Here is a 21,741-nt window from a genome sequence, read left to right as displayed (position 1 = left end):
GCAATCTGCCTTCAGAGAGCTTGAGCCGTATGAGGTGAAAGTCTCACGTACGGTTCTTAGGGGACAAGGGCGGAGCAATCCGCCTGCGTTACCCGACACAGACGATAAAACCCAACATATGGATATTTTATGGATACATTATGGATATTTCAATAAAATTCCATTATCTTTGTATGGATAAAATATGGGTACATTATGGATAACTTTATAAATCAACTAAATTTTGATTTTCAAACTAATCAGTTGGTTTTAAAATCTATAAGTTTCATTGACTCGTTTAAAGGAAAATGGAATATCGTTGAAAGCAAAGAAAATATCTTTCTTAAAGAATTAAGAAAAATTGCCACAATTGAAAGTATTGGTTCATCAACTAGAATTGAAGGGGCTCAACTAACTAATGAAGAGATTAAACAACTCCTAGAAAATGTAAAAATAACAGAGTTAAAGTCAAGGGATGAGCAAGAAGTTATAGGTTACTACGATGTACTTGAAATTATCTATGAGAACTATGAAAACATTAGCATATCTAAGAATTACATTCAGCAATTACATCAAAGCTTATTAAAGTACAGCACTAAAGACGATAGACATAGAGGTGTTTACAAGAATTTGTCAAATAAAGTTGTCGCTAATTATCCTGATGGAACTCAAAGAGTAATTTTTAATACCACAGAACCCCATTTGGTTGAAAGTGAAATGAACTATTTGATAGAGTGGACAAACGACCAACTTAATTTAAAATCACTCCACCCATTAATTGTTGTCGGACTATTCGTTTATGAATTTTTATCAATACATCCATTTCAAGACGGAAATGGAAGACTATCTAGGCTATTGACCAATTTATTGCTTCTTAAAAACAACTATTTATTCATTCAATATGTATCGTTTGAAAATTTAATTGAGCAGAAAAAAAAGACTTACTATGAAGCACTAATGGATGGACAAAAGGATAGAAATTCCGAAAAAGAAAGAGTTGACAAATGGATGCTTTTCTTTTTACAATCCCTTGAAGCGCTAATCCATCGATTGGAACAAAAATATGATGTATTTAAAACTAAAGGTGGTTATCTGAATGAAAGACAAAAGAAAATAAAAGAATTTATAACAATCAATCAACCAATTAAATTATCTGATTTAGTGAAGAGTATGCCTGATTTTTCAATAAACACGCTTAAGAAAGATTTACAATATATGAAAGTTGAAAAAATAATTGATTCAGTTGGTAAAAACAAAGGAACGATTTACGTATTGAAAGACAATTAAGTACGTGCCCTAACAAGGGGTGTAGCCAATCAGCCAGTGGGCTGACAAGTTGTGGGTTGATACTGGGAACTCGAAGCTTTTTCGCCCGTTCGGTACGATTTCGTCGGGGACGAAATCGTGGCTCGCTCCCTTCTCTTCAACCTCAGGTTGACGAGACCACAACCCCCAGCCGTTAGCAACAATAATATCAACTGACTGCTTCAGGGTTAGATACCCCAAAATCACCTCATATTTTTGGTTCAATGCTTTTCGTACCCAATTTTTCTATACTTTAGTAAACAAAAAACTCAAAACTAACTCTTCATGCTTAACATCGCCCTATTTGGCCCTCCAGGTGCAGGGAAAGGCACCCAAAGCGACTGGCTGATAGAAAAGTACAACCTCACCTACATCTCCACCGGAGAAATCCTTCGTGAGGAAATTGCACAGGGAACCCCACTCGGAATCCAAGCAAAAAACATTATTGAGAAGGGAGGGCTTGCCCCCGATGAACTTATTGTGCAGATTATCGAGAATCGAATAACCAAGAAAACCGACACCAATGGTTTCCTTTTCGATGGGTTCCCCCGAACCACCGTGCAGTGCTACATCCTCGATGGCTTGCTCATGAACATGAACACCTCGCTCACCTGCATGCTAAGCCTCGAGGTTCCCGACGACGAGTTGGTGCGCCGCCTTAAGTCGCGCGCCAAGATTGGTAACCGCAAGGACGATAACGACGATGTAATTCAGCATAGGCTGGCCGAGTACTACTCCAAAACCGTTCCCGTTGCCAAGTATTATCAAGACAAGGGAATTTGCCACTCCATTGATGGCACAGGGGCAATTGAAGATGTGCAAGCGCGCCTCGATTTGGCTGTAAAAAAATCGCTTGAGAATCGCTGGGTGAACCTAGTTCTGTTTGGGTACCCTGGGTCGGGCAAAGGAACCCAAGCCAAGAAAATGGCCGAGAAGTATAACCTGGTATACATCTCCACTGGGAAAATGCTTCGACAGGAGATAAAGAACGACACTGAAATTGGCCGCATCGCCAAACCCTACATGGACAAGGGGATGATTGTGCCCGACGAAATTGCCATTAAGCTGATTGAGGAGAAGATCCAGGCTAGCGCGGGATCCCGAGGGTTTATCTTCAAAGGATTTCCCCGAACCATTGTGCAGGCATACATTGTTGATGGACTACTCAAGAAAATGAATAGCAATGTGACACAGGCCATAGAGATTAACGTCTCGCAGCTTGAAGCTATGAAGCGCCTTGGCCAGAGAAGTAAAACTGACCGTAGCCGCCTTTACGACATGGATACCGAGACCATCGTGTCGCGGCTCGAAGAGTATGAGCAAAAGACCATGCTTGCCCGCGATTTCTACGACAAGCGTAAACTGCTTCAGGTAGTTGATGGGCAGGGTACCGAGGACGAGGTGTTCGACAGGATTTGCAACCAAATAGACGAAACGCTTAGAAACGCATTGTAGAAAAGCTCATAGTGGGCTATCCTCCTTTACTTTAAAGCTGAGTCTTTTTTTTAAAAGAGACTCAGCTTTTCTTTATGATTATTGCTTCATGTAGGATTGTTGCTTAGCAAATAAAAATACTATTTTATTGCTAAATATTGATTAACCACCATACATCAAAAAATTAGAATGTTCTAATTCTCACAAAGATTTTCTACCGACGCTCTCACCACATCTACCTGTAATACTGACACATAAACTCTCAATTCACTACATAAAACAAACTGTTTAGCTTATACCTGTATTTTGTTACTAGATTAATTTATATCCTTGCAATAAAATAAGAATAATTCTTAAACAATATTTAATCTTGTGTGTTACTAAAGCAAACAATCGCAAGTATAATTAAAATAAAAGCAATGAGTAATCAAATTGGACTAAATGCAGACTATGCAAAGCAAATGAACGAGAAACTAAACGTTTACCTAAGCAATGTACAAATTTCGTATATGAATGTTCGTGGTTTCCACTGGAACATTGTGGGTAAGCAGTTCTACCAACTGCATGAAAAGTTCGAAGAGGTTTATAATGGCCTTAACGAAATGGCCGACGAGATAGCCGAACGCATACTAATGCTTGGTGGAACACCAGTTCACGCATTTTCAAAGTATATCCAAATGGCAACCATTAAGGAGAAAGAGAATGTTAGCACAGCCGATGCTACAGTTAAGGAGTTAATTAGCGACACCATGGTACTGCTCAACAACGAGCGCGAATTGGTGGAACTAGCTGCCGATAATGGCGACGAGGGAACCGTTGGCCTAATCTCGGGTTACGTAGAGCAGCATGAAAAGATGCTCTGGATGCTTAATGCTACCCTTAAGTAAATTCAACAACTACCTGCAGCAATTGCTGCAGGTTAAGAAAACACAGCGGGTTTCAGCAAAATTCTGAAACCCGTTTTCTATACCCTACACTAAACAAAATAGCACCCCTTGCTTTAATTAACATACTGGCAGCCAGATTAGGACAATTGTTTAATGTTTTTATATATTTTTTAAACATTTGTTATCTTTCGCTGTTAGTAAGCAAAATTTAGACTACCTTTATTAAGAAGATAACAGGACTTTAAAACTTTAACCAACATGAAGAGAGCGTTAATCATAACACTACTAATTATTGCATATATTTCGGCAGGTGCACAAAACAAGGGGTCGATACAAGGGCGTGTTGTAAACAAGCAGAATAATGAACCCATCCCCTTTGCCAACATAGTAATATGGGGTACCAATATTGGATCAGCCTCCGATTTCGACGGGAACTTCCTGTTTACAGGTCTCGAGCCAGGGTTTGTTGAGCTACGGGTTTTTGCAGTTGGCTTCAGCCTTTACGTATCCAGCTCCATTCAGGTAACCAATGCCCGCACAGCATTTATTGATATAGAGCTGGAAGAAACAGCTACCGAAATAGAAGAGGTTGTGGTAAAAGCCAGCCCATTTCGCCGAAGCGAGGAGAGCCCTGTATCACTCCAGCGGATTGGCATTGCTGAGATAGAAAAGAACCCAGGTGGCAACCGTGACATCAGCAGGGTAATCCAGTCGTTACCCGGTGTTGCATCTACCCCTGCCTACCGTAACGATGTAATTGTTCGTGGCGGTGGCCCCAGCGAAAGCACCTTCTACCTCGATGGTGTTGAGATTCCCAACCTGAACCACTTTGCTACGCAGGGAGCATCGGGAGGTCCTGTAGGAATTATCAATGCCGATTTTATTCGCGAGGCAAACTTCTACTCGGGCGCATTCCCTGCATCGAAAGGTAATTCGCTTAGCGCTGTGCTCGATTTTAGGCAGATTGATGGCAACAGCGAACGAATTAAGTTTAAGGGAGCCGTTGGCGCCAGCGATTTGGCTCTAACCCTCGATGGCCCGCTGGGCGAAAACACCACGTTTATCCTTTCAGCTCGTCGGTCGTACCTTCAGTTCCTTTTCGATGCATTAGGGCTACCTTTTCTTCCTACCTACAACGATTTTCAATTCAAAACCCGCACCCGTATTGACGAGCGTAACGAGATCACCATCCTTGGTATTGGTGCAATCGATCAGTTCAACCTCAACACCGGGCTGCAAAACCCCGATGCCGGGCAGCGCTACATCCTAAACTTTGTACCGGTTAACACCCAGTGGACCTACACCAATGGCATTGTGTACAAGCATTTCCGCGAGAAAAGTTTCGACACATGGGTACTTAGCCGCAACATGCTCAACAACCGTCAGTTTAAGTATCCTGACAATGACGAGAGCCAACCTCGTAGTCTTGACTACATTTCACAGGAATCGGAGAACAAATTTCGATACGAGCACGACCGCCGTCTAAACGATGGGTCAAAGTTGAACATTGGTGCAGGGTTCGAGCATGCTCGTTACACCAATCAAACCTATCGCGCATACTTTAACAACGGCGAGCTATCGCCCATTGAGTACGACTCCAAGCTACACCTTTTCTCGTGGAGTATCTTTGGCCAGTACAGCCGAAAATTCCTAAACGATAAGCTAAACTTATCGCTTGGCCTCAGAGCCGATGCAAACAGCTACTCATCAACAATGGGTAATATGCTCAACCAAATCAGTCCGCGAGTTTCTGGCTCGTACGAGCTACGCAACGATCTTTACGCCAACTTCAACTTGGGCCGCTTCTATCAACAGCCACCTTACACCATGCTTGGCTTTAGGCTACCCGACGGCACGCTGGTTAATAAAACCAACAACCTACAGTACATTCAAGCCGACCACGTGGTGGGAGGATTCGAGTGGATGCCCAGTAATAGTAGCCGGGTAACCCTTGAGGGATTTTACAAGATTTACAACAACTACCCCTTTTCGTTGGCCGACAATATTTCGTTGGCTAGCAAGGGTGCCGATTTCGGAACATTTGGCGACGAGGAGGTCACGTCAACAGCTAGGGGGCGAGCCTATGGTATGGAGCTGCTGTATCGCACTCGCGACCTGCTGGGATTTAACACTATCCTTGCCTACACATTGGTGTGGAGCGATGCCGAAAACATGAACCCAGCCATACCTGGAACCTGGACACCAACAGCTTGGGACAACAGGCATTTACTAACCCTAACCGCCACTCGCAACCTGAAAAACAATTGGGACTTTGGATTTAAATGGCGATTTGTGGGAGGTTCTCCATACACCCCATGGGATTTGGATAAATCATCTTTAATATCGGCATACAACACCCAAGGACGTGGATTTATCGACCTCAACCAGTATAACCAGCTTCGCCTTGATCCTTTTCATCAGCTTGATATTCGGGTTGACAAGATGCTGTACCTTGACCGATGGACACTAAATTTTTACGTAGATGTGCAAAATGTTTATGGCTTTAAGGCCAAACAACCCGACAACTTAATTGTTAAACTGGATGAGAATGGACAGCGTATGGTAAACCCCGACGATCCAACCCGATACGTTTTGGAGTCGATACCCGGAATTGCAGGCACCATTCTACCTTCGGTAGGAATTATTGTGGAGTTTTAATCAAACTAGGCAAACCAGTTAGTAATTATATATCAGCACAACACAAAATAAGCACACCGATGAAAGCAATAACAATACTATTATCAGCAGCAATAGCTATTACATTAGCATCATGCTCAGGTACAACAAAGCCTCAGCTTGAAGATAAACCCGAAACGCTTCGTACTCAACCATTCGAGGATGGGAATCCAATACAAATACAGTTTCAGAAAGGCAAGGACTTTTACCATCCCCTCATTGTGTTTTGGATTGAGGATGTTGAGGGCAACTTCATAGAAACAATCTATGCATCACAATCCATAGCCACAGGGACATTCCGCTTTGGCGAATCGGAGGGCAAGAACTGGAAACCCGGGGAACGAAGAAGACCCGCAGCCCTTCCCTACTGGGGACACAGACGCGGCATTAAGGCCCCCGACGGGCTTTACCTCCCAACACCCCAGAAGCCTCTACCAGATGCAGTAACAGGTGCAACTCCAAAAACGAACTTCACCATCAAATCGTTTGTAAAGTCCGATCTAGTAAGGTTTAAAATATTTATGGAGATAAACCAAACCTGGGACTGGAATCAGTACTGGCACAACAACCGGTACCCCGATGATGATGAGTACAAAACTAGCTGCCAACCCGCATTGGTATACATGGCCGAGGTAGATATGCTAAATCCGGAACAAACGTACGAGCTGAAGCCCATTGGACACAGTCATCCTTCGGGAAGTTCAGGCGAACTTTTCCCAGATATTAGTACTTTTACTACCGCATTGAACATTGCACAAAGGGTAATTGTTACATTTGAGTAATATTGACACAAGCACAACAATTTTGTAAATTGCGATATGGTTGCAGCCAAACAAAAACAGATACTAATTGCTGGAGCAACTGGTTTAATTGGGCAAGAACTTGTTAGCGCCCTTTTAGCCGCGGGCTACAAAATTGTTGTGCTCACCCACTCGTCGTTGCGAGATGCTCCGTGGGCCAATCACCCTTCGGTGAGCAGTATTGAATGGACAGGGATATTTACCAACTGGCTGGTACGCGAGGTGGAGAAAAGTTACGCTGTGATAAACTTGGCTGGACAAAACATTGCAGCCAAGCCCTGGACCCGCCGACGAAGAATGCAGCTTATACGTAGCCGATTGGGTACAACCCGAGCTCTTGCCAAAGCTTGCCATTACGCCCAAAAACAGCCCAATGTATTTGTACAAGCCTCAGCAACGGGGTTCTACTCCACCAAAACAAAAGACACCCAAAATGAATCCACAAAAAAGGGCGAAGGATTCCTGGCTAGACTCACAGCCGACTGGGAGTCGGTTGCCCAGCATGAGCTCCCCAGTAGCATTCGGCTCGTATTAATTCGTACCGGGGTGGTACTCTCGAACAAAGGCGGGATGCTTCCTAAGCTAACACTCCCCATTAAGCTAATGATAGGCGGTTGGTTTGGTAACGGCAAACAGTATGTGCCCTGGATCCACATACACGATGAGGTAAATGCCATAATCCACCTTATGCACACCGAGTCTGCCAGTGGTCCATTCAACATTGTATCTCCTCAAGCAATTTCCCAGAAGGAGTTGGTTAAGGCTGTTGCCAAAAAGTTGAAACGAGCCGCTTGGATTCCCATACCCGCCCCAGCCATAAAGCTTCTTTTAGGGCAAATGGGTTACGAGTTACTACTTAGCGGCAGTTTAGTCGACTCATCAAAGCTTGTGCAAACGGGCTACAACTTTAAATATCCTACCCTCAGCAAAGCGCTGGACAATCTATTTTAACCCGATTAGCTTGCCAAAGCTTACTTCATTTTTTTTGAGGTACATACTTCATAAAACATACAAAAGTTGCGCTTATCAGCCTAGCGCAATTGAAGAAAATAGTTACCTTTGTGGGTTGAGATTTTTTGTTAACCCATTACCACGCAAAGTGCTTATAATTCTTTGCATTGAAAACTTACACTATGGCTGATATTCAAAAGTTAAAGGATATTGCTGCGCAGGTTCGTCGCGATGTAATCAGGATGGTTTACGCTCCAGCGAGCGGTCACCCTGGTGGTGCATTAGGCTGCGCCGATTTTTTTACAGCACTCTACTTTGATGTGCTAAATGCTAAACCCGAAAAATTCACCATGGAGGGTGACGGTGAGGATATGTTTTTCCTTTCCAACGGACACCTTTCGGCCGTTTGGTATAGCGTTTTAGCTCGCAGGGGGTTTTTCCCTGTGAATGAGCTGGGCACGTTCCGACTAATCAACTCAAGACTACAAGGGCATCCTGCAACTGCCGAGCATCTGCCCGGCATAAGAATTGCCTCTGGTTCGCTTGGGCAAGGGCTATCGGTTGCCTGCGGAGCCGCGCTGGGCAAAAAGCTTAACAACGATAACAACCTTATTTTCACTCTGCACGGCGATGGCGAACTTCAGGAAGGACAAATTTGGGAGGCTGCACTTTTTGCAGCAGCCCGCAAAATAGATAACCTAATTGCCACCATCGATTACAATGGACAGCAGATTGATGGCCCAGTAGATAAGATCAATTCGCTAGGCGATCTCCATGCTAAGTGGGAATCGTTTGGATGGCACGTTCTAGAAATGGATGGTCACAACTTTGAAAACATTTTCGAAGTTATTAATAATGCAAAGCAGCTTACAGGGAAAGGCAAGCCCATAGTTATCCTAATGAAAACCGAAATGGGAATGGGTGTTGACTTTATGGTGGGCACTCACCACTGGCACGGCAAAGCTCCCAACAAGGATGAGTTTGAAAAAGCTATGGCTCAGCTACCCGAAACCCTGGGCGACTACTAGTAATTACGAATCATTAAATCACTTAGGCTATGACAAATATTGTAGTAATAGCACACGATGCGAAAAAACCCGAGTTGGCCAAGTTCCTGGCGGAGCGCCTTGACTGGCTTAGGGGAGCAAACCTAATTGCAACGGGTAGAACCGCTGAGTTTATCGAATCCCAGGGGGTTAAGTGTCTGCATATGAGCCCTGGCCAGTACGGTGGATACAACCAAATAACCGAAATGATTGAGAAGGGCGAGGTAGATATTGTTATATTCTTACGCGACCACAAAGTGGTGCAACAGCACCATGAGGATATACGGAAGCTGCTTGAAACTTGCAACGTGAACAACATACCACTTGCCACAAACTATGCCTCTGCAGAGCTTATCATCCTAGGTTTTATTAAGAAAGAGGCCACCGAGCGGATGCAACGCAAGTAGATTGAAGCCAATCGTATTTGAAATATTATGAAATGTCCGTTGATGGACACAACATCATTTTGCATGAAGAAATTTGAGAATACAGGAAACATCGATACCCGCTCGGGATTTGGAGAGGGTCTTTACGAGCTGGGCAAAACCAACCCAAAGGTAGTTGCACTTTGTGCCGACCTAATTGGTTCTCTCAAAATGGGCAAGTTTATTGCCGACCACCCTGAGCGTTTTTTCCAAACTGGGATAGCCGAAGCTAACATGATGGGCGTATCGGCAGGATTAGCCAATGCTGGTTACATCCCATTTGCTGGAACCTTTGCGGCCTTTGCAACGGGTAGAGTTTACGACCAAATACGCCAAAGCATTGCCTACTCTAACAAGAATGTAAAGATTGCCTCGTCGCATGCTGGCCTTACCCTTGGCGAGGACGGCGCAACTCACCAGATGCTAGAGGATATGGGTATGATGAAGGCTCTGCCCAATATGACCGTTATTTCGCCATGCGATTTTAACCAAACCAAAGCAGCTACACTTGCCTCAGCTAGTTGGGAGGGTCCAATTTATCTGCGCTTTGGTAGACCCGCAGTACCAAACTTCACCCCGGCCAACGAAGAGTTTGTGATTGGAAAAGCCCAAAAACTTATCGAAGGATCTGATGTTACCATATTTGCCACAGGTCATTTAGTTTGGAAATCGATTGAAGCAGCCGAAGCCCTTGAAGCAAAAGGAATATCTGCTGAGGTAATTAACATTCACACCATTAAGCCACTCGATGTTGAGGCAATTATTGAGTCGGCTAAAAAGACTGGTGCGGTTGTTACCGCCGAAGAGCATATGATGAACAATGGCCTTGGCGACAGCGTGGCTCAAGTGCTAGCTCGCCACTGCCCTACTCCTATGGAATATGTTGCTGTTGACGACACCTTTGGGGAGAGTGGAAAACCTGAGGAACTCCTCATTAAGTATGGCTTGGGACCATCAAACATTGTTGCTGCTGCCGAAAAAGTTATCTCGAGAAAAGTCTAACTATTACAGGGACAAATAATTCTTAGCCCACAAAATGACCCACCTGAGCGATAAGGAGCTACTAGAAATGTTTCGAGACAACGAAACACGCAGCTATGCTTTCAACCTTATTGTCAGGAAATACCAGGAGCGCATCTATTGGCATATCCGCAAGCTGGTGGTTCATCATGACGACTCCGACGATGTGATACAAAACACATTTCTTAAAGTTTGGAGTGGGCTCGATGGGTTTAGAGAAGATTCTCAGCTCTTCACATGGCTTTACCGAATTGCAACCAACGAAGCGTTAACTTTTCTAAAGAAGAAAAAGAATAAGCACATGGTGCAACTCGACGATATTGAGCAGCAGTTTGCCTCATCATTTGAGTCGAGCCCCCACATCAACGGGGAAGATATTCAGCTTAAGCTGCAGAAGGCGATACTTACGCTACCTGAAAAGCAACGGTTGGTTTTCAACATGAAGTATTTCGATGAGCTTAAGTATGAGGAGATTTCAGAGATTCTTGGCACGTCGGTTGGAGCTCTAAAGGCGTCGTTTCATCATGCAGTGAAAAAAATTGAAAAATTTGTTGAGGAAAGTTAAACCTTAACTAGCCCATTACGTCAAAACAGTTGAATGAGAGATTGAAAGATAATATGAAGGAGTTTGAAAACATAGACAAATTACTAAAAACTGCCGGTAGGGATTTACCCTACAGCGTGCCCGAGAATTACTTTGATACCTTACCCAATAGAATTCAGGAGCGATGCCTAGAGCAATACGGATCGGCTCAAAAATCGTCGTTCACTTCGTTTTGGCAGCTGGTTAGGACTCAACTATCACTTGCCGCTGGCTTTGTGGTTATGGCGCTTATTGCATTTGCAGGTTACTACTACTTGCACCCAACGCAGCAAGAACAAGAAACGACTGGTAACGATTACATTCAGATTGTACAAAAGGATATCTACGAATTTGACCAAGGGAAAAGTGACAAGGATTCCGAAAAGGATAACCTAAGAGACGAAATGTTTAAGTACCTCAACGAGGACAATGCCGACTACGTCACCCTAATGGAGAAGTACTAGTGCAGAAACTATCACCAAAAAAGCCTTAGCTGATTTGCTAAGGCTTTTTTGCTTTGGGTTCATCCCTAAAAGGGTAAATCGTTCGCAGCATCATCGTCGAGCTGAGGAATATCTGGAGGAAGCTCATCCAGACTCGGCATGGTTGGTGGCATATTATCGGCACCAGGTTGCCCCCCAGCGCCAAGCTTCTCAATACGCCAAGCTTTCACATCGGTGTACCACTTGCCGTTAAACTCACGCGACTCAACATTGATTGACGCCTTAAGGCCATCGCCAATTGCTACAGAATCTATATCCCGAGCCTTATCGCCCCATAGGGCAATGCATACCTTGCGGGGGTACTGATCCTGAGTTTCGAGTATAAACTCCTGCTTTACCCATTGACCATTTCGCCCCTGTCCTGATTGCTGAGGCAACTTCTCTACTAGTTTTCCTGATATCTCCATTTTAATTATTTTAAAAAGCAAGAGCCGGATGGGTATTACACCACCCGACTCCTACCACTTCATTATCGAATTCCTATGGGAACTACTCCTCAATTATATCGAGCAGTTCAACCTCAAAAATCAGCAAATCGTTAGGCTTAACGGGCCCACCGGGACGAGGATTTGGGCCGTAGGCCAAGTTTGCAGGGATGTAGAAGATATACTTAGAGCCCACGCTCATCTTCTGAACACCAATGGTCCAACCTTTAATAACTTGGTTTAGCCTAAACTCAGCGGGGGATCCCTTTTCAACGCTAGAGTCAAAAACGCTTCCGTCAATTTTAGTACCGTGGTAGTGTACCCTTACCTTTGAGGTGGCTTGGGGCTTGGGCCCATCTCCCTCAACCAGCACCTTATACTGTATGCCAGTAGAATCGACAATCACTCCATCCTTGGTGGCGTTCTCCTCTAAAAACTTTTCACCTGCAGCAAGGTTCTCGCTTGCCTTGCGCTCACGCTCCTTGTTAAAGTATGAGTTTAAAAAAGCCATTGCCTCCTCGTTGGTCATAACACCTTCTTTCTCCGAAAGCGCCTCCTCGATACCCTTGGCAACAGCAAGAACGTTGATATTTTCCATATCGCTCTGCTTCATGCTGGCTGCAATATTAACACCCAAGGCATAGCTCATGCTGTCGGCATCGGTTTTAATGCTAACGCTAACTGTACTTTTCTGACAGCCCGATAGTAAAATGGCAACTGCAGCTACAGGAACTGCTAATAGTTTAAATAGCTTCATAAATTATGTATTTAGGTTTAGTAATCATTCAGACTTGCGAAGATATGGAATTATCGACCAACACGAAACGAGATAAAGCATTTTTTTGTTAACAAACTTGAAGGTTCAAATTAGTTTACACAATAGTACTCCTATCGCTTATAAGCCCTTAGCATATGCTTCTTCCCAGGTGGCCCCTGAAGGCGTTCCAGCTCAAAGCCTACGTCCCTAAGCGTTCTCTTAACGGTGCCCTTAACCGAATAGGTAACCAAAACACCCCCTGCGGCCATTGCATCGAATATCTTCTGAAACTGTTCTGCACCCCACATCTCGGGCTGATCGTCGGGAGCAAAGGCATCGAAATAAACTAAATTGTATTGCACTGTTGGCTGCCATTGGGTAAAATCTTCGTTAATCTTTCTAATGGTGAAACCATCCTCAACGGTAAAGTCTTCACCCCATGGTGCATCGCAGGCAGAAAGCCACAGCGCTGCTGCTTGGGCCGGCAATTGTTGGGAGTAGTTAAGCAGCATGTATTCCTCCTTGGATAGCGGATGCAACTCGAGGGTATGGTAAACCACATCAACCCCAACCTCACGCCCACGCTGTGCGGTGAGGGCAGCATTTAACCCGGTGCCAAACCCCACCTCAAGTATGGTTACCTGCTTTTGGCCTAATGCCATAAGGCCAGCCTCAACAAATATATGCATCGACTCGGATACGGCGCCATGCAGGGAATGGTAGTGCGCTCCGTACTGAGCCGACAGAAGAGTTGAAGACCCATCGGCAGTAGTATAATGCGTTTTGACATTTGAATTCATACCGCAAAATTAGCAAGCTATTGGGAAAAACTAACTTTGTGCAGTAATTTTGTATTTGGATATAATTCTATCGATATGCGTTTGGATGTCTATTTGGTTAGCAACAGCTATTTTTCGTCGCGCGAACAGGCCAAGTTCAACATTGCAAAGGGCAATGTGCTGGTAAATGGTATGCCCGCCAGCAAACCGTCGCAACCCATAAGCGAGCAAGATACTGTTAGCCTAATATCCGAGAATGCCATACCATTTGCCAGCCGAGGAGGCATGAAGTTGGAAAAGGCATTGTTCGAATTTTCTGTTGATTGCACAAATATAAACGCGCTTGATGTGGGCGCCTCAACCGGGGGATTTACCGATTGCCTGCTCAGGAATGGAGCCAAGCACGTATGTGCCATTGATGTGGGAACCAACCAGCTAGTCGCCTCGCTTAGGGACGACCCCAGGGTGGTCTCGATTGAAAACATGAACATTAAAGATTTGGATCCATCTCAATTATCGCCCAACCAATTCGACCTAATTGTAGCCGATCTTTCATTTATCTCCCTCAACAAGGTGGTGGAATATCTACCCAAGTTCCTATCAGCCAATGGGCAGGTAATAGCCCTTATTAAGCCCCAATTTGAAGTGGGTCAGAGCCTGCTTGGGAAAGGAGGCATTGTTAAAAAACCCAAAGCCCACATTCAGGCCATTGATAACATTGCTAAGCATTGGCAACAGGCTAACCTGCACCTCAGTAGGCTAACCTATGCACCTATCCACCAATCCACAAAAAACATTGAGTACCTTGGATTGTTTACCCAAGCGTGGAATCGTTTTCCTGATTTCTCATTTGTGGTAAACGAGGCTTTTGCCGCGAAAGGTAAAACTAGCACTTAGCTAAATGTATGATTAACTTACATCAATATCTGTCATCCTTTTTTACTAACTTGCAACTCCAAAAACAAACCAAAACAAAATACACAACTCTAACTTTTAACTAATTACAAAAATGAAAAAGCTAATTATGTTTACACTATCCGCAGGGCTGCTTTTCAGCGTAATCTCCTGCAAGGAAAAAAATCCTTTGCTTGAGGATTTTAAAACGCCATTTGGCGTTCCGCCATTCGAGCAAATTCGGGTTGAGCACTTTGAGCCAGCTTTTATTGAAGCAATGCAACAGCAGGCCAAGGCAATTAATGCTATTGTTAGCAACACCGAGGAGCCAACATTCGAAAACACTATTGTTGCCCTAGAGTATAGTGGAGCCACTTTGTCGAAAGTATTGAATGTATTCTTTCCCCTTACCTCGGCAAATACAAACCAAGAGATACAAGCATTAGCTCAGAAATTGGCCCCAATGCTAAGCCGTCACAGCGACGACATAAACCTAAACCCTGACCTTTTCAAAAGGATAAAGGCCGTTTACGAAAACAAAGACAATCTAGAACTTACCGAGGAGCAGGAGATGCTGTTGAGCAAAACCTACAAAAACTTTGTGAGAGGTGGAGCGAACCTGCCCGAGGAGACGCAAGCTCGATTCCGTGAGATAAACGAGCAGCTATCACAGCTTACCGTACAGTTTGGCGACAACGTACTGGCCGAAACCAACAGCTACCAAATGGTTATTGATAACAAAGAGGATTTGGCCGGGCTACCCGATGCAGTTATTTCGGCTGCTGCCGAGGCTGCAAAAAATGCTGAGATGGACGGTAAGTGGCTATTCACGCTTCACAACCCAAGCTGGATTCCTTTCCTTCAGTACTCCGAGAAACGTGAGCTGCGCGAAAAACTATTCACAGCCTACTTCATGCGGGGTAACAACAACAACGACAACGATAACAAGCAGATTATTGAGCAGATTGTACCCCTGCGTCTGGAGCGTGCTCAGCTGCTAGGTTACCCATCGCACTCGCACTTTATTCTCGAAGAGAATATGGCAAAGAGCCCTGCCACTGTTAACGACTTTTTGGCCAGCCTATGGGAACCCGCCGTTAACCGAGCCAAAAGGGAAGCCTACGATATACAAAAGATGATTGATGCCGAAAAAGGTAACTTCCGCTTACAGCCTTGGGACTGGTGGTACTACGCCGAGAAGGTTCGCAAAGAGAAGTACGACCTTGATGAGAACATGCTAAAACCATACTTCTCGCTTGAGGGTGTTAAGAAAGGGATTTTCCTGCTTACCGAGAAGCTATACGGGTTACAATACGAAAAAATAACTAACATACCCCTATATCACGAGGAGGCGGAAGCCTACGAGGTGAAGGAAGCCGATGGCAGCCATGTGGGTATTCTTTATCTCGATTTCCACCCCCGCGCCAGCAAGCGTGGAGGAGCATGGATGACTGAGTATCGCGGTCAGCATGTAACCCAGGATGGCCAATTTGTTTCACCAGTTGTAACCCTAGTAATGAACTTTACCCGCGCCACTGGCGATGCCCCTGCCCTGCTCTCGCTCGATGAGGCACAGACATTCTTCCATGAGTTTGGCCACGGTTTGCACGGCCTACTCGCCAAGTCAACCTACCCAAGCCTAGCGGGCACCAATGTTTCGCGCGATTTTGTTGAGCTTCCCTCACAAATTATGGAGAACTGGAGCACCGATCCCGAATTCCTTAAAATGTATGCTTTCCATTACGAAACGGGCGAGGTAATCCCCGATGAACTCATCTCAAAGATGAAGGAAAGCGGCTCGTTCAACCAAGGCTTTGGTACCACCGAGTTTCTTGCGGCAGCAATTCTCGATATGGCTTACCACACCCTAGAGGCTAAATCTGAAATAGATGTACTAGCCTTTGAAAAGGATGCTATGAAAAAGATTGGCCTTATTGATGAGATAATACCACGCTACCGCAGCACATACTTCCAGCATATCTTTAGCGGAGGATACAGCAGTGGCTATTACAGCTATATCTGGTCGGGCCAGCTCGATGCCGACGCCTATGAAGCATTCAAGGAGACTGGCGATATTTTTGATGCAGAAACTGCAAAGCGTTTCCGTATTCTACTTGAAAAAGGAGGAACCAAAGATCCTGCAGAACTATATAGAGATTTCCGTGGTGCCGATCCTAACCCTGAGGCATTACTAAGACAAAGAGGTTTGATATAAAAATATAGAAACTCACGAAAGAGGGTGTCTCATAAGTCCTTTGTGGAACTTATGAGATACCCTCTTTTTTTATCTTCTGAATGGCTGCACCTTTAGGTAGATATGATATAGCCATTAGCCAAATCGAAAATACACCCTTACCCATAGCACTCAAATGCACTCCCGCCTTTGGGGATACTTTAAATTTTAAAGTTTAGATAAACTTAATCTTATGCTTTTCGACATCGCCTTAGTTACCAAGCCCATAAAAGAACTCTATAGAAGGATTTAGCGAGGCGATAAAACAAATTTAAAGCTATTCGGTTTATCTTTCAACAGAACAATTGCGATTAATCAATTGCTTTTATAATTTAGTGGTAGCAAACCATTAAACTACAAATAATTTAGTTCTCAAATTATGGAAGATATCACATCAATGATGCCATCAACCGACCTGGTTATTGACTTAGCCATTACCTATGGCGGTAAAATCCTACTTGCCATTGTTACCCTTTTAGTTGGTCTATGGCTCATAAAGAAACTATCTAGAGTTCTAAGGCGTACCTTTGAGAAGCGATCGTTCGACAAATCGCTACAAACATTTCTGGTTTCCTTTGTAGGCATTACGCTAAAAATACTTCTTGTAATCAGCGTAATTAGTATGGTGGGTGTTCAAATGACATCATTCATTGCCCTACTAGGTGCTGCTGGTCTAGCTTTTGGTATGGCTCTTTCGGGAACATTACAGAACTTTGCTGGTGGAGTAATGATCCTAGTCCTTAAGCCATTCAAGGTGGGCGATTACATCGAGGCACAGGGATTTGCCGGCTCTGTTAAGGAGATTCAGATTTTCCACACCATACTTAACACCCCCGATAAAAAGCTGATAGTTATTCCCAACGGGGGCCTAAGTACTGGGTCGCTCATAAACTACTCTGCCGAACCAATCCGCAGGGTTGACTGGACATTTGGCATTGGCTATTCAGATGATATTGATAAAGCCAAGGCCATCATCAGCCAGGTAATTACTTCTGATGAAAGAGCATTGAAAGATCCCGAACCATTTTTTGGCGTAATCTCTCTGGGCGATAGCTCAGTTAATATTGTTGCTCGCGTTTGGGTTGAAGCAGCTAACTACTGGCCACTGTTCTTTGCCATGAACGAAGCCGTGAAAAAAGAGTTCGACAAGCAGGGAGTATCAATCCCTTTCCCACAACGAGATGTGCATATCTATCAAGCAAAATAAACACACAATAAATAATTAGCGGAAACCGAAAAGCTATTAATAGAGTAGGTAAATTCAAATATTTTAGCAATGAGAAACCTTTTAGGAATTATAATTCTTCTGTTTGGAGTTAGCCTAATGTCCAGTGCACAAATTAGCCCCAAAGCCCTAGGTTTAAGATTTGGTAGCGATGGCGCAATCAATGGAGCAGAGCTTTCTTATCAGAAGAAAATGAGTTCTGCTAATAGGGTTGAGCTAGACCTGGGTGCAGGTTTTAGTGCAAACCACAGCCGTATTGTAGCGTTGGGTATGTACCATTGGCATTGGAACATTCAGGATGGCTTTAACTGGTTTGTGGGCCCTGGTGTAGGCCTAGGCCTCTACACCTACGATGGTACCGACGGATACTTCAACATCGGCCTTGGGGGTCAAATTGGTATTGAGTACAACCTAAACACCCACGATATCCCCCTTATGTTTAGCCTCGACGCTAGGCCAATGTGGGATTTCCTAGGTAGCCGTTCTGGCTTTGGCTGGGGTGCTGCTTTGGGTGTTCGCTACACTTGGTAGCATAAGCAAATAATCATATAGGCTGCTCAATACAGGGCAGCCTTTTTAGCTCCCTATTTATCCAACTTACTGCAAGTGGTAACCTTGGCTCCTCATCTCCATGGTTATAAAACACCTATACCTCTCCTCATCTAAAGGATAATCCCAACACCCCAGGGTGTGGTACTGGTGCCCACCAAAACCAGTTTTAAATCGATATAGCCCATACATTGGGTGGGAAGGATCTGGGTTTGGTGCAATGCCAAACATATCGTACTCGGTACAACCTTTACTTTTGGCAATTCGCATTGCCTCCCACTGAATTGCATAGGTGGCCATATAGTTCCTATTCTCCGATGTTGAAGCGCCATAGAGATACGAACCCCTGTTGCCTGATATAACTAGGAACATAGCGGCTAGCGGTAAATTATCAACCTCTGCAACTAGCAACATCACCTCAGTTGGCGAAAGTGTATTTGTTGCATTGGCCGCAAGAATAGAAGCAAAGTAATCGATACTATGTAGGTAGATGTTGTTTCGCTGCGCTGTTTGGCTATAGATATTGTACCATAAGTCAAGCTGATCCATTCCAATCGTTCTAACCTCAACACCTTTTCTCTGGGAGAGCTTAATGTTGTAACGAGTTTTTGACTTCATCTGCGCCAGCAGTTCGTCAGCCCCCAACTTCAAGTCGAGGAAAAGGGTGTTCGATGGGAGAATATTCGAATACGCCTTCTTCAGATTCCAGTTCACCGTGTTAAAGTTAAACCGAAGTTCCTGCATTGCCACTTCGGGTGGACCCAGCCACCATCCATTATCATCAAAGTTATCGTTATCCCTTGCCCAAAACGACTCCCAAAACAAATCGTACCGAATGGCAATACACCCCTTGGGTAGGAATGGGCGTAAACACTCCGAAAGTTCCTCTAGAAAGGCCCCTTGATCCCCATCCTGTGGCTCAACATCAGGGCCATAGGGAACGTATGCCACGCAGCTCTTGCTGTCGATATGCTGAATATTTACCAATAAATCCGATGCAACCCTAATGGGTTCAACTAGCTTACTATCCAAAGTTGTCACACGAGCTTTATAGTTTAGCGCCAAAGAATTTACCCCCATCATCTTTTTCACATCATGCCAAAACGTAGTTTGCTGAACAATTGGGGTTAAGAAAAGCTCCTCGGCACTTTTGTGGTTTACATCTGCAATCATATCAAACAAAAATGATCTCCACACCACAATGCTTACGCACTATGGCACAGAATACAACATTACTAAGGAATTTGATTTTGGGCAAAGCTATCCAAAAGAAACTAGTATAACAAACTTATTAGCAGAACAGTAATGTGTTTCACAATAGCCAATAGGGCATTTAAGATGTTACATAGCAAGTTTACCTCCACCAACCCCCTCAAACCCTATGCACAGCGGGCGATTCATAATGTGCAAGAATGAACTCGTTGATTTCAAGAGCAAAAAAGTTATCAACAATGTGGGAAAAAGTGGGAGATTATGGTTGAAAGTGGATTTTTTTCGCTTATTTTTACTTTTTGAAAATCAAAATGAATATGACTTCGTTTATAGGCGATTACATATGCAAAGTTGACGAGAAGGGCCGATTGCTCTTCCCCTCTTCGCTGAAGAAGCAGAACAAGTCTGCCTCTGCTGATCGCTATGTAGCCAAGAAGGACATATTCGAAAACTGCCTTGTGCTATACACCATGGAGGAATGGGAGCGTCAAAACGATCTGATTAGGCGCAACACCAATCCATACAACCGTGAGCACAGCAAGTTTTTAAGGGAATTCTACCGCGGTACGGCAGAGCTCACGCTCGACTCCAACGGGCGATTACTAATCCCCAAACGACTGCTCGATTCCATTCAAGTCAACAAGGAGATTGCCCTTTCAGGGCAAGATAGCCGTATCGAGATATGGGCAAAAGAGATTTACGAAGCCCATGAAACCAATGAGGATGCATTTGCAGAACTAGCAGAAAAGATTTTAGGGTCAACACCTTTAAGCAACGAGTAATGGCGTATCACATTCCAGTGCTGCTACACGAGAGCATTGAGGGTTTGAACATTTCACCCAATGGCACATACCTCGATCTTACCTTTGGAGGGGGAGGACATTCACGCGAGATACTGAAGCACCTATCGCCCAAGGGCAGGCTTATAGCCTTCGACCAAGACGAAGAAGCGTTTGCCAACGCCATCGACGATAGCAGGTTTATGCTTATTCGCAGCAACTTTCGGTATTTCAGAAACTTTTTAAAGTACCACAAGGTTCATCAGGTTGATGGAATTCTGGCCGATCTGGGTGTATCGTCGAAACACTTCGACAGCCCCGACCGGGGCTTTTCGTTTAGGTTCGAGGGGCCACTGGATATGCGAATGAACCGAAACGCCGCCCTCACTGCAGAGGTGATAGTTAACACTTACGACGAGAGGGTTTTAGCTAAAATACTTTCGCTTTATGGCGAATTAACAAATGCCAATAGGCTTGCAAAAACAATAGTAAAAGAACGATCGTGTGGGGCTATTACAACGGTAGAGCAACTTGCTGAGTTGGTAAGCCCAATGTTTCCACCACAGCAAAAGAACAAGATGCTGGCAAAGGTATTTCAGGCGTTTCGTATTGAGGTAAACCGCGAGATGGAAACGCTAAGGCAGATGTTACTTCAGGTTGACAAAGCCCTCACAACCAACGGCAGGCTAGTGGTTATTGCCTACCATTCATTGGAGGATAGGCTAGTAAAGAACTTCATTCGCAGCGGAAATCTTGAAGGTGAGGTGGAAAAAGATTTTTATGGCAACGTGATAACGACCTTTGAGCAGGTTAACCGAAAGGTCATTATTCCTAGTGAAGAGGAACTTCTGAGAAACCCCCGGTCGAGAAGCGCAAAACTTAGAATTGCACGAAAAAAATGAACGAGAACAAGGAACGTATTGAGTTTATAGATGCACAACCTCAACCCAAGGATCCTAAAAAAAGAGGCGTGCTAAACCTTCTCGATGGCAGCATCCTAAGCAAGGATACTGTTACGGGACAAATTCCATACATCCTTTTCCTTGCCTTCCTAGCACTTATATACATTGGCAATAGGTATCGATACGAGAAGCTAGTACGCGAAGGCCAGAAGTTGCAGGTTGAAATAAAAAACTTACGGGCCGAGTCCATCACCACTGCATCGCAACTAATGCATATTAGCAAGCAAAGTCAGGTGGCGCGAATGGTACAAGAAAAGGGATTAGGCTTAGAGGAATCGGTAGTGCCTCCAAAAAAAATTAAGGCTAAACTTTAACAC

Annotated in this window: 23 protein-coding genes; 19 read left to right on the top strand and 4 right to left on the bottom strand. The window is 44.3% G+C overall.

What is annotated here, in order from left to right; genetic code table 11:
* From G8O23_RS17270 to G8O23_RS06670, 12 genes are all read left to right on the top strand, one after another.
* The coding region (locus G8O23_RS17270; RefSeq protein ID WP_449424861.1) for a hypothetical protein at positions 1-181 on the top strand (181 nt) is incomplete at its 5' end.
* Between the two features lie 14 nt (positions 182-195).
* Complete coding sequence (locus tag G8O23_RS06720) at positions 196-1,266, top strand: Fic family protein (protein WP_166363055.1); 1,071 nt, start codon at positions 196-198, stop codon at positions 1,264-1,266.
* 303 nt (positions 1,267-1,569) lie between these two features.
* A complete protein-coding gene (locus tag G8O23_RS06715; protein WP_166363053.1) occupies positions 1,570-2,739 on the top strand; it encodes an adenylate kinase in 1,170 nt (389 codons plus the stop codon).
* A 398-nt stretch (positions 2,740-3,137) separates the two neighbouring features.
* Positions 3,138-3,605: a Dps family protein gene (locus G8O23_RS06710; protein WP_166363051.1), complete on the top strand. Its 468-nt coding sequence runs from the start codon at positions 3,138-3,140 to the stop codon at positions 3,603-3,605.
* A gap of 258 nt (positions 3,606-3,863) precedes the next feature.
* The gene (locus G8O23_RS06705; RefSeq protein WP_166363049.1) at positions 3,864-6,263 is read left to right on the top strand and encodes a TonB-dependent receptor; all 2,400 of its coding nucleotides are present in this window, start codon (positions 3,864-3,866) and stop codon (positions 6,261-6,263) included.
* Between the two features lie 59 nt (positions 6,264-6,322).
* Positions 6,323-7,063: a hypothetical protein gene (locus G8O23_RS06700; protein ID WP_166363047.1), complete on the top strand. Its 741-nt coding sequence runs from the start codon at positions 6,323-6,325 to the stop codon at positions 7,061-7,063.
* 36 nt (positions 7,064-7,099) lie between these two features.
* On the top strand, positions 7,100-8,032 hold the full coding sequence (locus G8O23_RS06695) for a TIGR01777 family oxidoreductase (protein ID WP_166363045.1): 933 nt from the start codon (positions 7,100-7,102) through the stop codon (positions 8,030-8,032).
* 182 nt (positions 8,033-8,214) lie between these two features.
* Complete coding sequence (locus G8O23_RS06690) at positions 8,215-9,060, top strand: transketolase (RefSeq protein ID WP_166363043.1); 846 nt, start codon at positions 8,215-8,217, stop codon at positions 9,058-9,060.
* A 29-nt stretch (positions 9,061-9,089) separates the two neighbouring features.
* Positions 9,090-9,485, top strand: a complete 396-nt coding sequence (locus tag G8O23_RS06685; RefSeq protein ID WP_166363041.1) for a methylglyoxal synthase — start codon at positions 9,090-9,092, stop codon at positions 9,483-9,485.
* Between the two features lie 63 nt (positions 9,486-9,548).
* Positions 9,549-10,505 carry a transketolase family protein gene (locus G8O23_RS06680; protein WP_166363039.1) on the top strand — a complete coding sequence of 319 codons (957 nt, stop codon included), beginning with the start codon at positions 9,549-9,551 and terminating at the stop codon, positions 10,503-10,505.
* Positions 10,506-10,539: 34 nt separating this feature from the next.
* Entirely contained in the window at positions 10,540-11,088 is a 549-nt protein-coding gene (locus G8O23_RS06675; RefSeq protein ID WP_166363037.1) for an RNA polymerase sigma factor, read from the top strand.
* Between the two features lie 53 nt (positions 11,089-11,141).
* Entirely contained in the window at positions 11,142-11,570 is a 429-nt protein-coding gene (locus G8O23_RS06670) for a hypothetical protein (protein ID WP_166363035.1), read from the top strand.
* A gap of 65 nt (positions 11,571-11,635) precedes the next feature.
* Here the strand turns inward: G8O23_RS06670 and G8O23_RS06665 are convergent, their stop codons facing one another.
* The 3 genes from G8O23_RS06665 to mnmD all read right to left on the bottom strand — a co-directional run bounded on the left by G8O23_RS06665 (position 11,636) and on the right by mnmD (position 13,591).
* Positions 11,636-12,016: a DUF3127 domain-containing protein gene (locus G8O23_RS06665; protein WP_166363033.1), complete on the bottom strand. Its 381-nt coding sequence runs from the start codon at positions 12,014-12,016 to the stop codon at positions 11,636-11,638.
* A gap of 82 nt (positions 12,017-12,098) precedes the next feature.
* The gene (locus tag G8O23_RS06660) at positions 12,099-12,791 is read right to left on the bottom strand and encodes an FKBP-type peptidyl-prolyl cis-trans isomerase (protein WP_166363031.1); all 693 of its coding nucleotides are present in this window, start codon (positions 12,789-12,791) and stop codon (positions 12,099-12,101) included.
* A gap of 131 nt (positions 12,792-12,922) precedes the next feature.
* Positions 12,923-13,591, bottom strand: coding sequence for a tRNA (5-methylaminomethyl-2-thiouridine)(34)-methyltransferase MnmD (mnmD, locus tag G8O23_RS06655; protein ID WP_166363029.1), 669 nt, complete (start codon positions 13,589-13,591; stop codon positions 12,923-12,925).
* 75 nt (positions 13,592-13,666) lie between these two features.
* Here mnmD and G8O23_RS06650 point away from each other — a divergent pair, with 75 nt between their 5' ends.
* The 4 genes from G8O23_RS06650 to G8O23_RS06635 all read left to right on the top strand — a co-directional run bounded on the left by G8O23_RS06650 (position 13,667) and on the right by G8O23_RS06635 (position 18,453).
* Positions 13,667-14,467 carry a TlyA family RNA methyltransferase gene (locus G8O23_RS06650; RefSeq protein WP_166363028.1) on the top strand — a complete coding sequence of 267 codons (801 nt, stop codon included), beginning with the start codon at positions 13,667-13,669 and terminating at the stop codon, positions 14,465-14,467.
* Between the two features lie 112 nt (positions 14,468-14,579).
* The gene (locus G8O23_RS06645) at positions 14,580-16,679 is read left to right on the top strand and encodes a M3 family metallopeptidase (RefSeq protein ID WP_166363027.1); all 2,100 of its coding nucleotides are present in this window, start codon (positions 14,580-14,582) and stop codon (positions 16,677-16,679) included.
* Positions 16,680-17,076: 397 nt separating this feature from the next.
* On the top strand, positions 17,077-17,904 hold the full coding sequence (locus G8O23_RS06640) for a mechanosensitive ion channel family protein (RefSeq protein ID WP_166363026.1): 828 nt from the start codon (positions 17,077-17,079) through the stop codon (positions 17,902-17,904).
* Positions 17,905-17,973: 69 nt separating this feature from the next.
* Positions 17,974-18,453, top strand: a complete 480-nt coding sequence (locus G8O23_RS06635; RefSeq protein WP_166363025.1) for a hypothetical protein — start codon at positions 17,974-17,976, stop codon at positions 18,451-18,453.
* A 66-nt stretch (positions 18,454-18,519) separates the two neighbouring features.
* Here G8O23_RS06635 and G8O23_RS06630 read toward each other — a convergent pair whose 3' ends face one another.
* Positions 18,520-19,644: a lipid II:glycine glycyltransferase FemX gene (locus G8O23_RS06630; RefSeq protein WP_166363024.1), complete on the bottom strand. Its 1,125-nt coding sequence runs from the start codon at positions 19,642-19,644 to the stop codon at positions 18,520-18,522.
* 356 nt (positions 19,645-20,000) lie between these two features.
* On the opposite strand from G8O23_RS06630, the gene G8O23_RS06625 reads away from it, so the two are divergent.
* The 3 genes from G8O23_RS06625 to G8O23_RS06615 are packed head-to-tail and all read left to right on the top strand — an operon-like array spanning position 20,001 to position 21,738.
* The gene (locus G8O23_RS06625; RefSeq protein ID WP_166363023.1) at positions 20,001-20,465 is read left to right on the top strand and encodes a division/cell wall cluster transcriptional repressor MraZ; all 465 of its coding nucleotides are present in this window, start codon (positions 20,001-20,003) and stop codon (positions 20,463-20,465) included.
* Positions 20,465-21,364, top strand: a complete 900-nt coding sequence (gene rsmH, locus G8O23_RS06620) for a 16S rRNA (cytosine(1402)-N(4))-methyltransferase RsmH (protein ID WP_166363022.1) — start codon at positions 20,465-20,467, stop codon at positions 21,362-21,364. The genes G8O23_RS06625 and rsmH overlap by 1 nt, the downstream gene beginning before the upstream one ends.
* Complete coding sequence (locus G8O23_RS06615; protein WP_166363021.1) at positions 21,361-21,738, top strand: FtsL-like putative cell division protein; 378 nt, start codon at positions 21,361-21,363, stop codon at positions 21,736-21,738. The genes rsmH and G8O23_RS06615 overlap by 4 nt, the downstream gene beginning before the upstream one ends.
* The last annotated feature ends 3 nt before the right edge of the window (positions 21,739-21,741 follow it).

Source organism: Perlabentimonas gracilis (assembly GCF_011174675.1).
In the GTDB taxonomy this organism is placed as follows: Bacteria; Bacteroidota; Bacteroidia; order Bacteroidales; family Tenuifilaceae; genus Perlabentimonas; species Perlabentimonas gracilis.
This window is presented reverse-complemented; position numbering and strand designations above follow the sequence as displayed.

Coding starts and splice junctions, on each gene's coding strand:
- G8O23_RS06670 (WP_166363035.1), top strand. CDS start 11,142: ATGAAGGAGTTTGAAAACATAGACAAATTACTAAAAACTGCCGGTAGG.
- G8O23_RS06615 (WP_166363021.1), top strand. CDS start 21,361: ATGAACGAGAACAAGGAACGTATTGAGTTTATAGATGCACAACCTCAA.
- G8O23_RS06695 (WP_166363045.1), top strand. CDS start 7,100: ATGGTTGCAGCCAAACAAAAACAGATACTAATTGCTGGAGCAACTGGT.
- G8O23_RS06715 (WP_166363053.1), top strand. CDS start 1,570: ATGCTTAACATCGCCCTATTTGGCCCTCCAGGTGCAGGGAAAGGCACC.
- G8O23_RS06690 (WP_166363043.1), top strand. CDS start 8,215: ATGGCTGATATTCAAAAGTTAAAGGATATTGCTGCGCAGGTTCGTCGC.
- G8O23_RS06660 (WP_166363031.1), bottom strand. CDS start 12,791: ATGAAGCTATTTAAACTATTAGCAGTTCCTGTAGCTGCAGTTGCCATT.
- G8O23_RS06700 (WP_166363047.1), top strand. CDS start 6,323: ATGAAAGCAATAACAATACTATTATCAGCAGCAATAGCTATTACATTA.
- G8O23_RS06640 (WP_166363026.1), top strand. CDS start 17,077: ATGGAAGATATCACATCAATGATGCCATCAACCGACCTGGTTATTGAC.
- G8O23_RS06720 (WP_166363055.1), top strand. CDS start 196: ATGGATAACTTTATAAATCAACTAAATTTTGATTTTCAAACTAATCAG.
- G8O23_RS06680 (WP_166363039.1), top strand. CDS start 9,549: ATGAAGAAATTTGAGAATACAGGAAACATCGATACCCGCTCGGGATTT.
- G8O23_RS06675 (WP_166363037.1), top strand. CDS start 10,540: ATGACCCACCTGAGCGATAAGGAGCTACTAGAAATGTTTCGAGACAAC.
- mnmD (WP_166363029.1), bottom strand. CDS start 13,591: ATGAATTCAAATGTCAAAACGCATTATACTACTGCCGATGGGTCTTCA.
- G8O23_RS06645 (WP_166363027.1), top strand. CDS start 14,580: ATGAAAAAGCTAATTATGTTTACACTATCCGCAGGGCTGCTTTTCAGC.
- G8O23_RS06635 (WP_166363025.1), top strand. CDS start 17,974: ATGAGAAACCTTTTAGGAATTATAATTCTTCTGTTTGGAGTTAGCCTA.
- G8O23_RS06665 (WP_166363033.1), bottom strand. CDS start 12,016: ATGGAGATATCAGGAAAACTAGTAGAGAAGTTGCCTCAGCAATCAGGA.
- rsmH (WP_166363022.1), top strand. CDS start 20,465: ATGGCGTATCACATTCCAGTGCTGCTACACGAGAGCATTGAGGGTTTG.
- G8O23_RS06625 (WP_166363023.1), top strand. CDS start 20,001: ATGACTTCGTTTATAGGCGATTACATATGCAAAGTTGACGAGAAGGGC.
- G8O23_RS06685 (WP_166363041.1), top strand. CDS start 9,090: ATGACAAATATTGTAGTAATAGCACACGATGCGAAAAAACCCGAGTTG.
- G8O23_RS06710 (WP_166363051.1), top strand. CDS start 3,138: ATGAGTAATCAAATTGGACTAAATGCAGACTATGCAAAGCAAATGAAC.
- G8O23_RS06650 (WP_166363028.1), top strand. CDS start 13,667: ATGCGTTTGGATGTCTATTTGGTTAGCAACAGCTATTTTTCGTCGCGC.
- G8O23_RS06705 (WP_166363049.1), top strand. CDS start 3,864: ATGAAGAGAGCGTTAATCATAACACTACTAATTATTGCATATATTTCG.
- G8O23_RS06630 (WP_166363024.1), bottom strand. CDS start 19,644: ATGATTGCAGATGTAAACCACAAAAGTGCCGAGGAGCTTTTCTTAACC.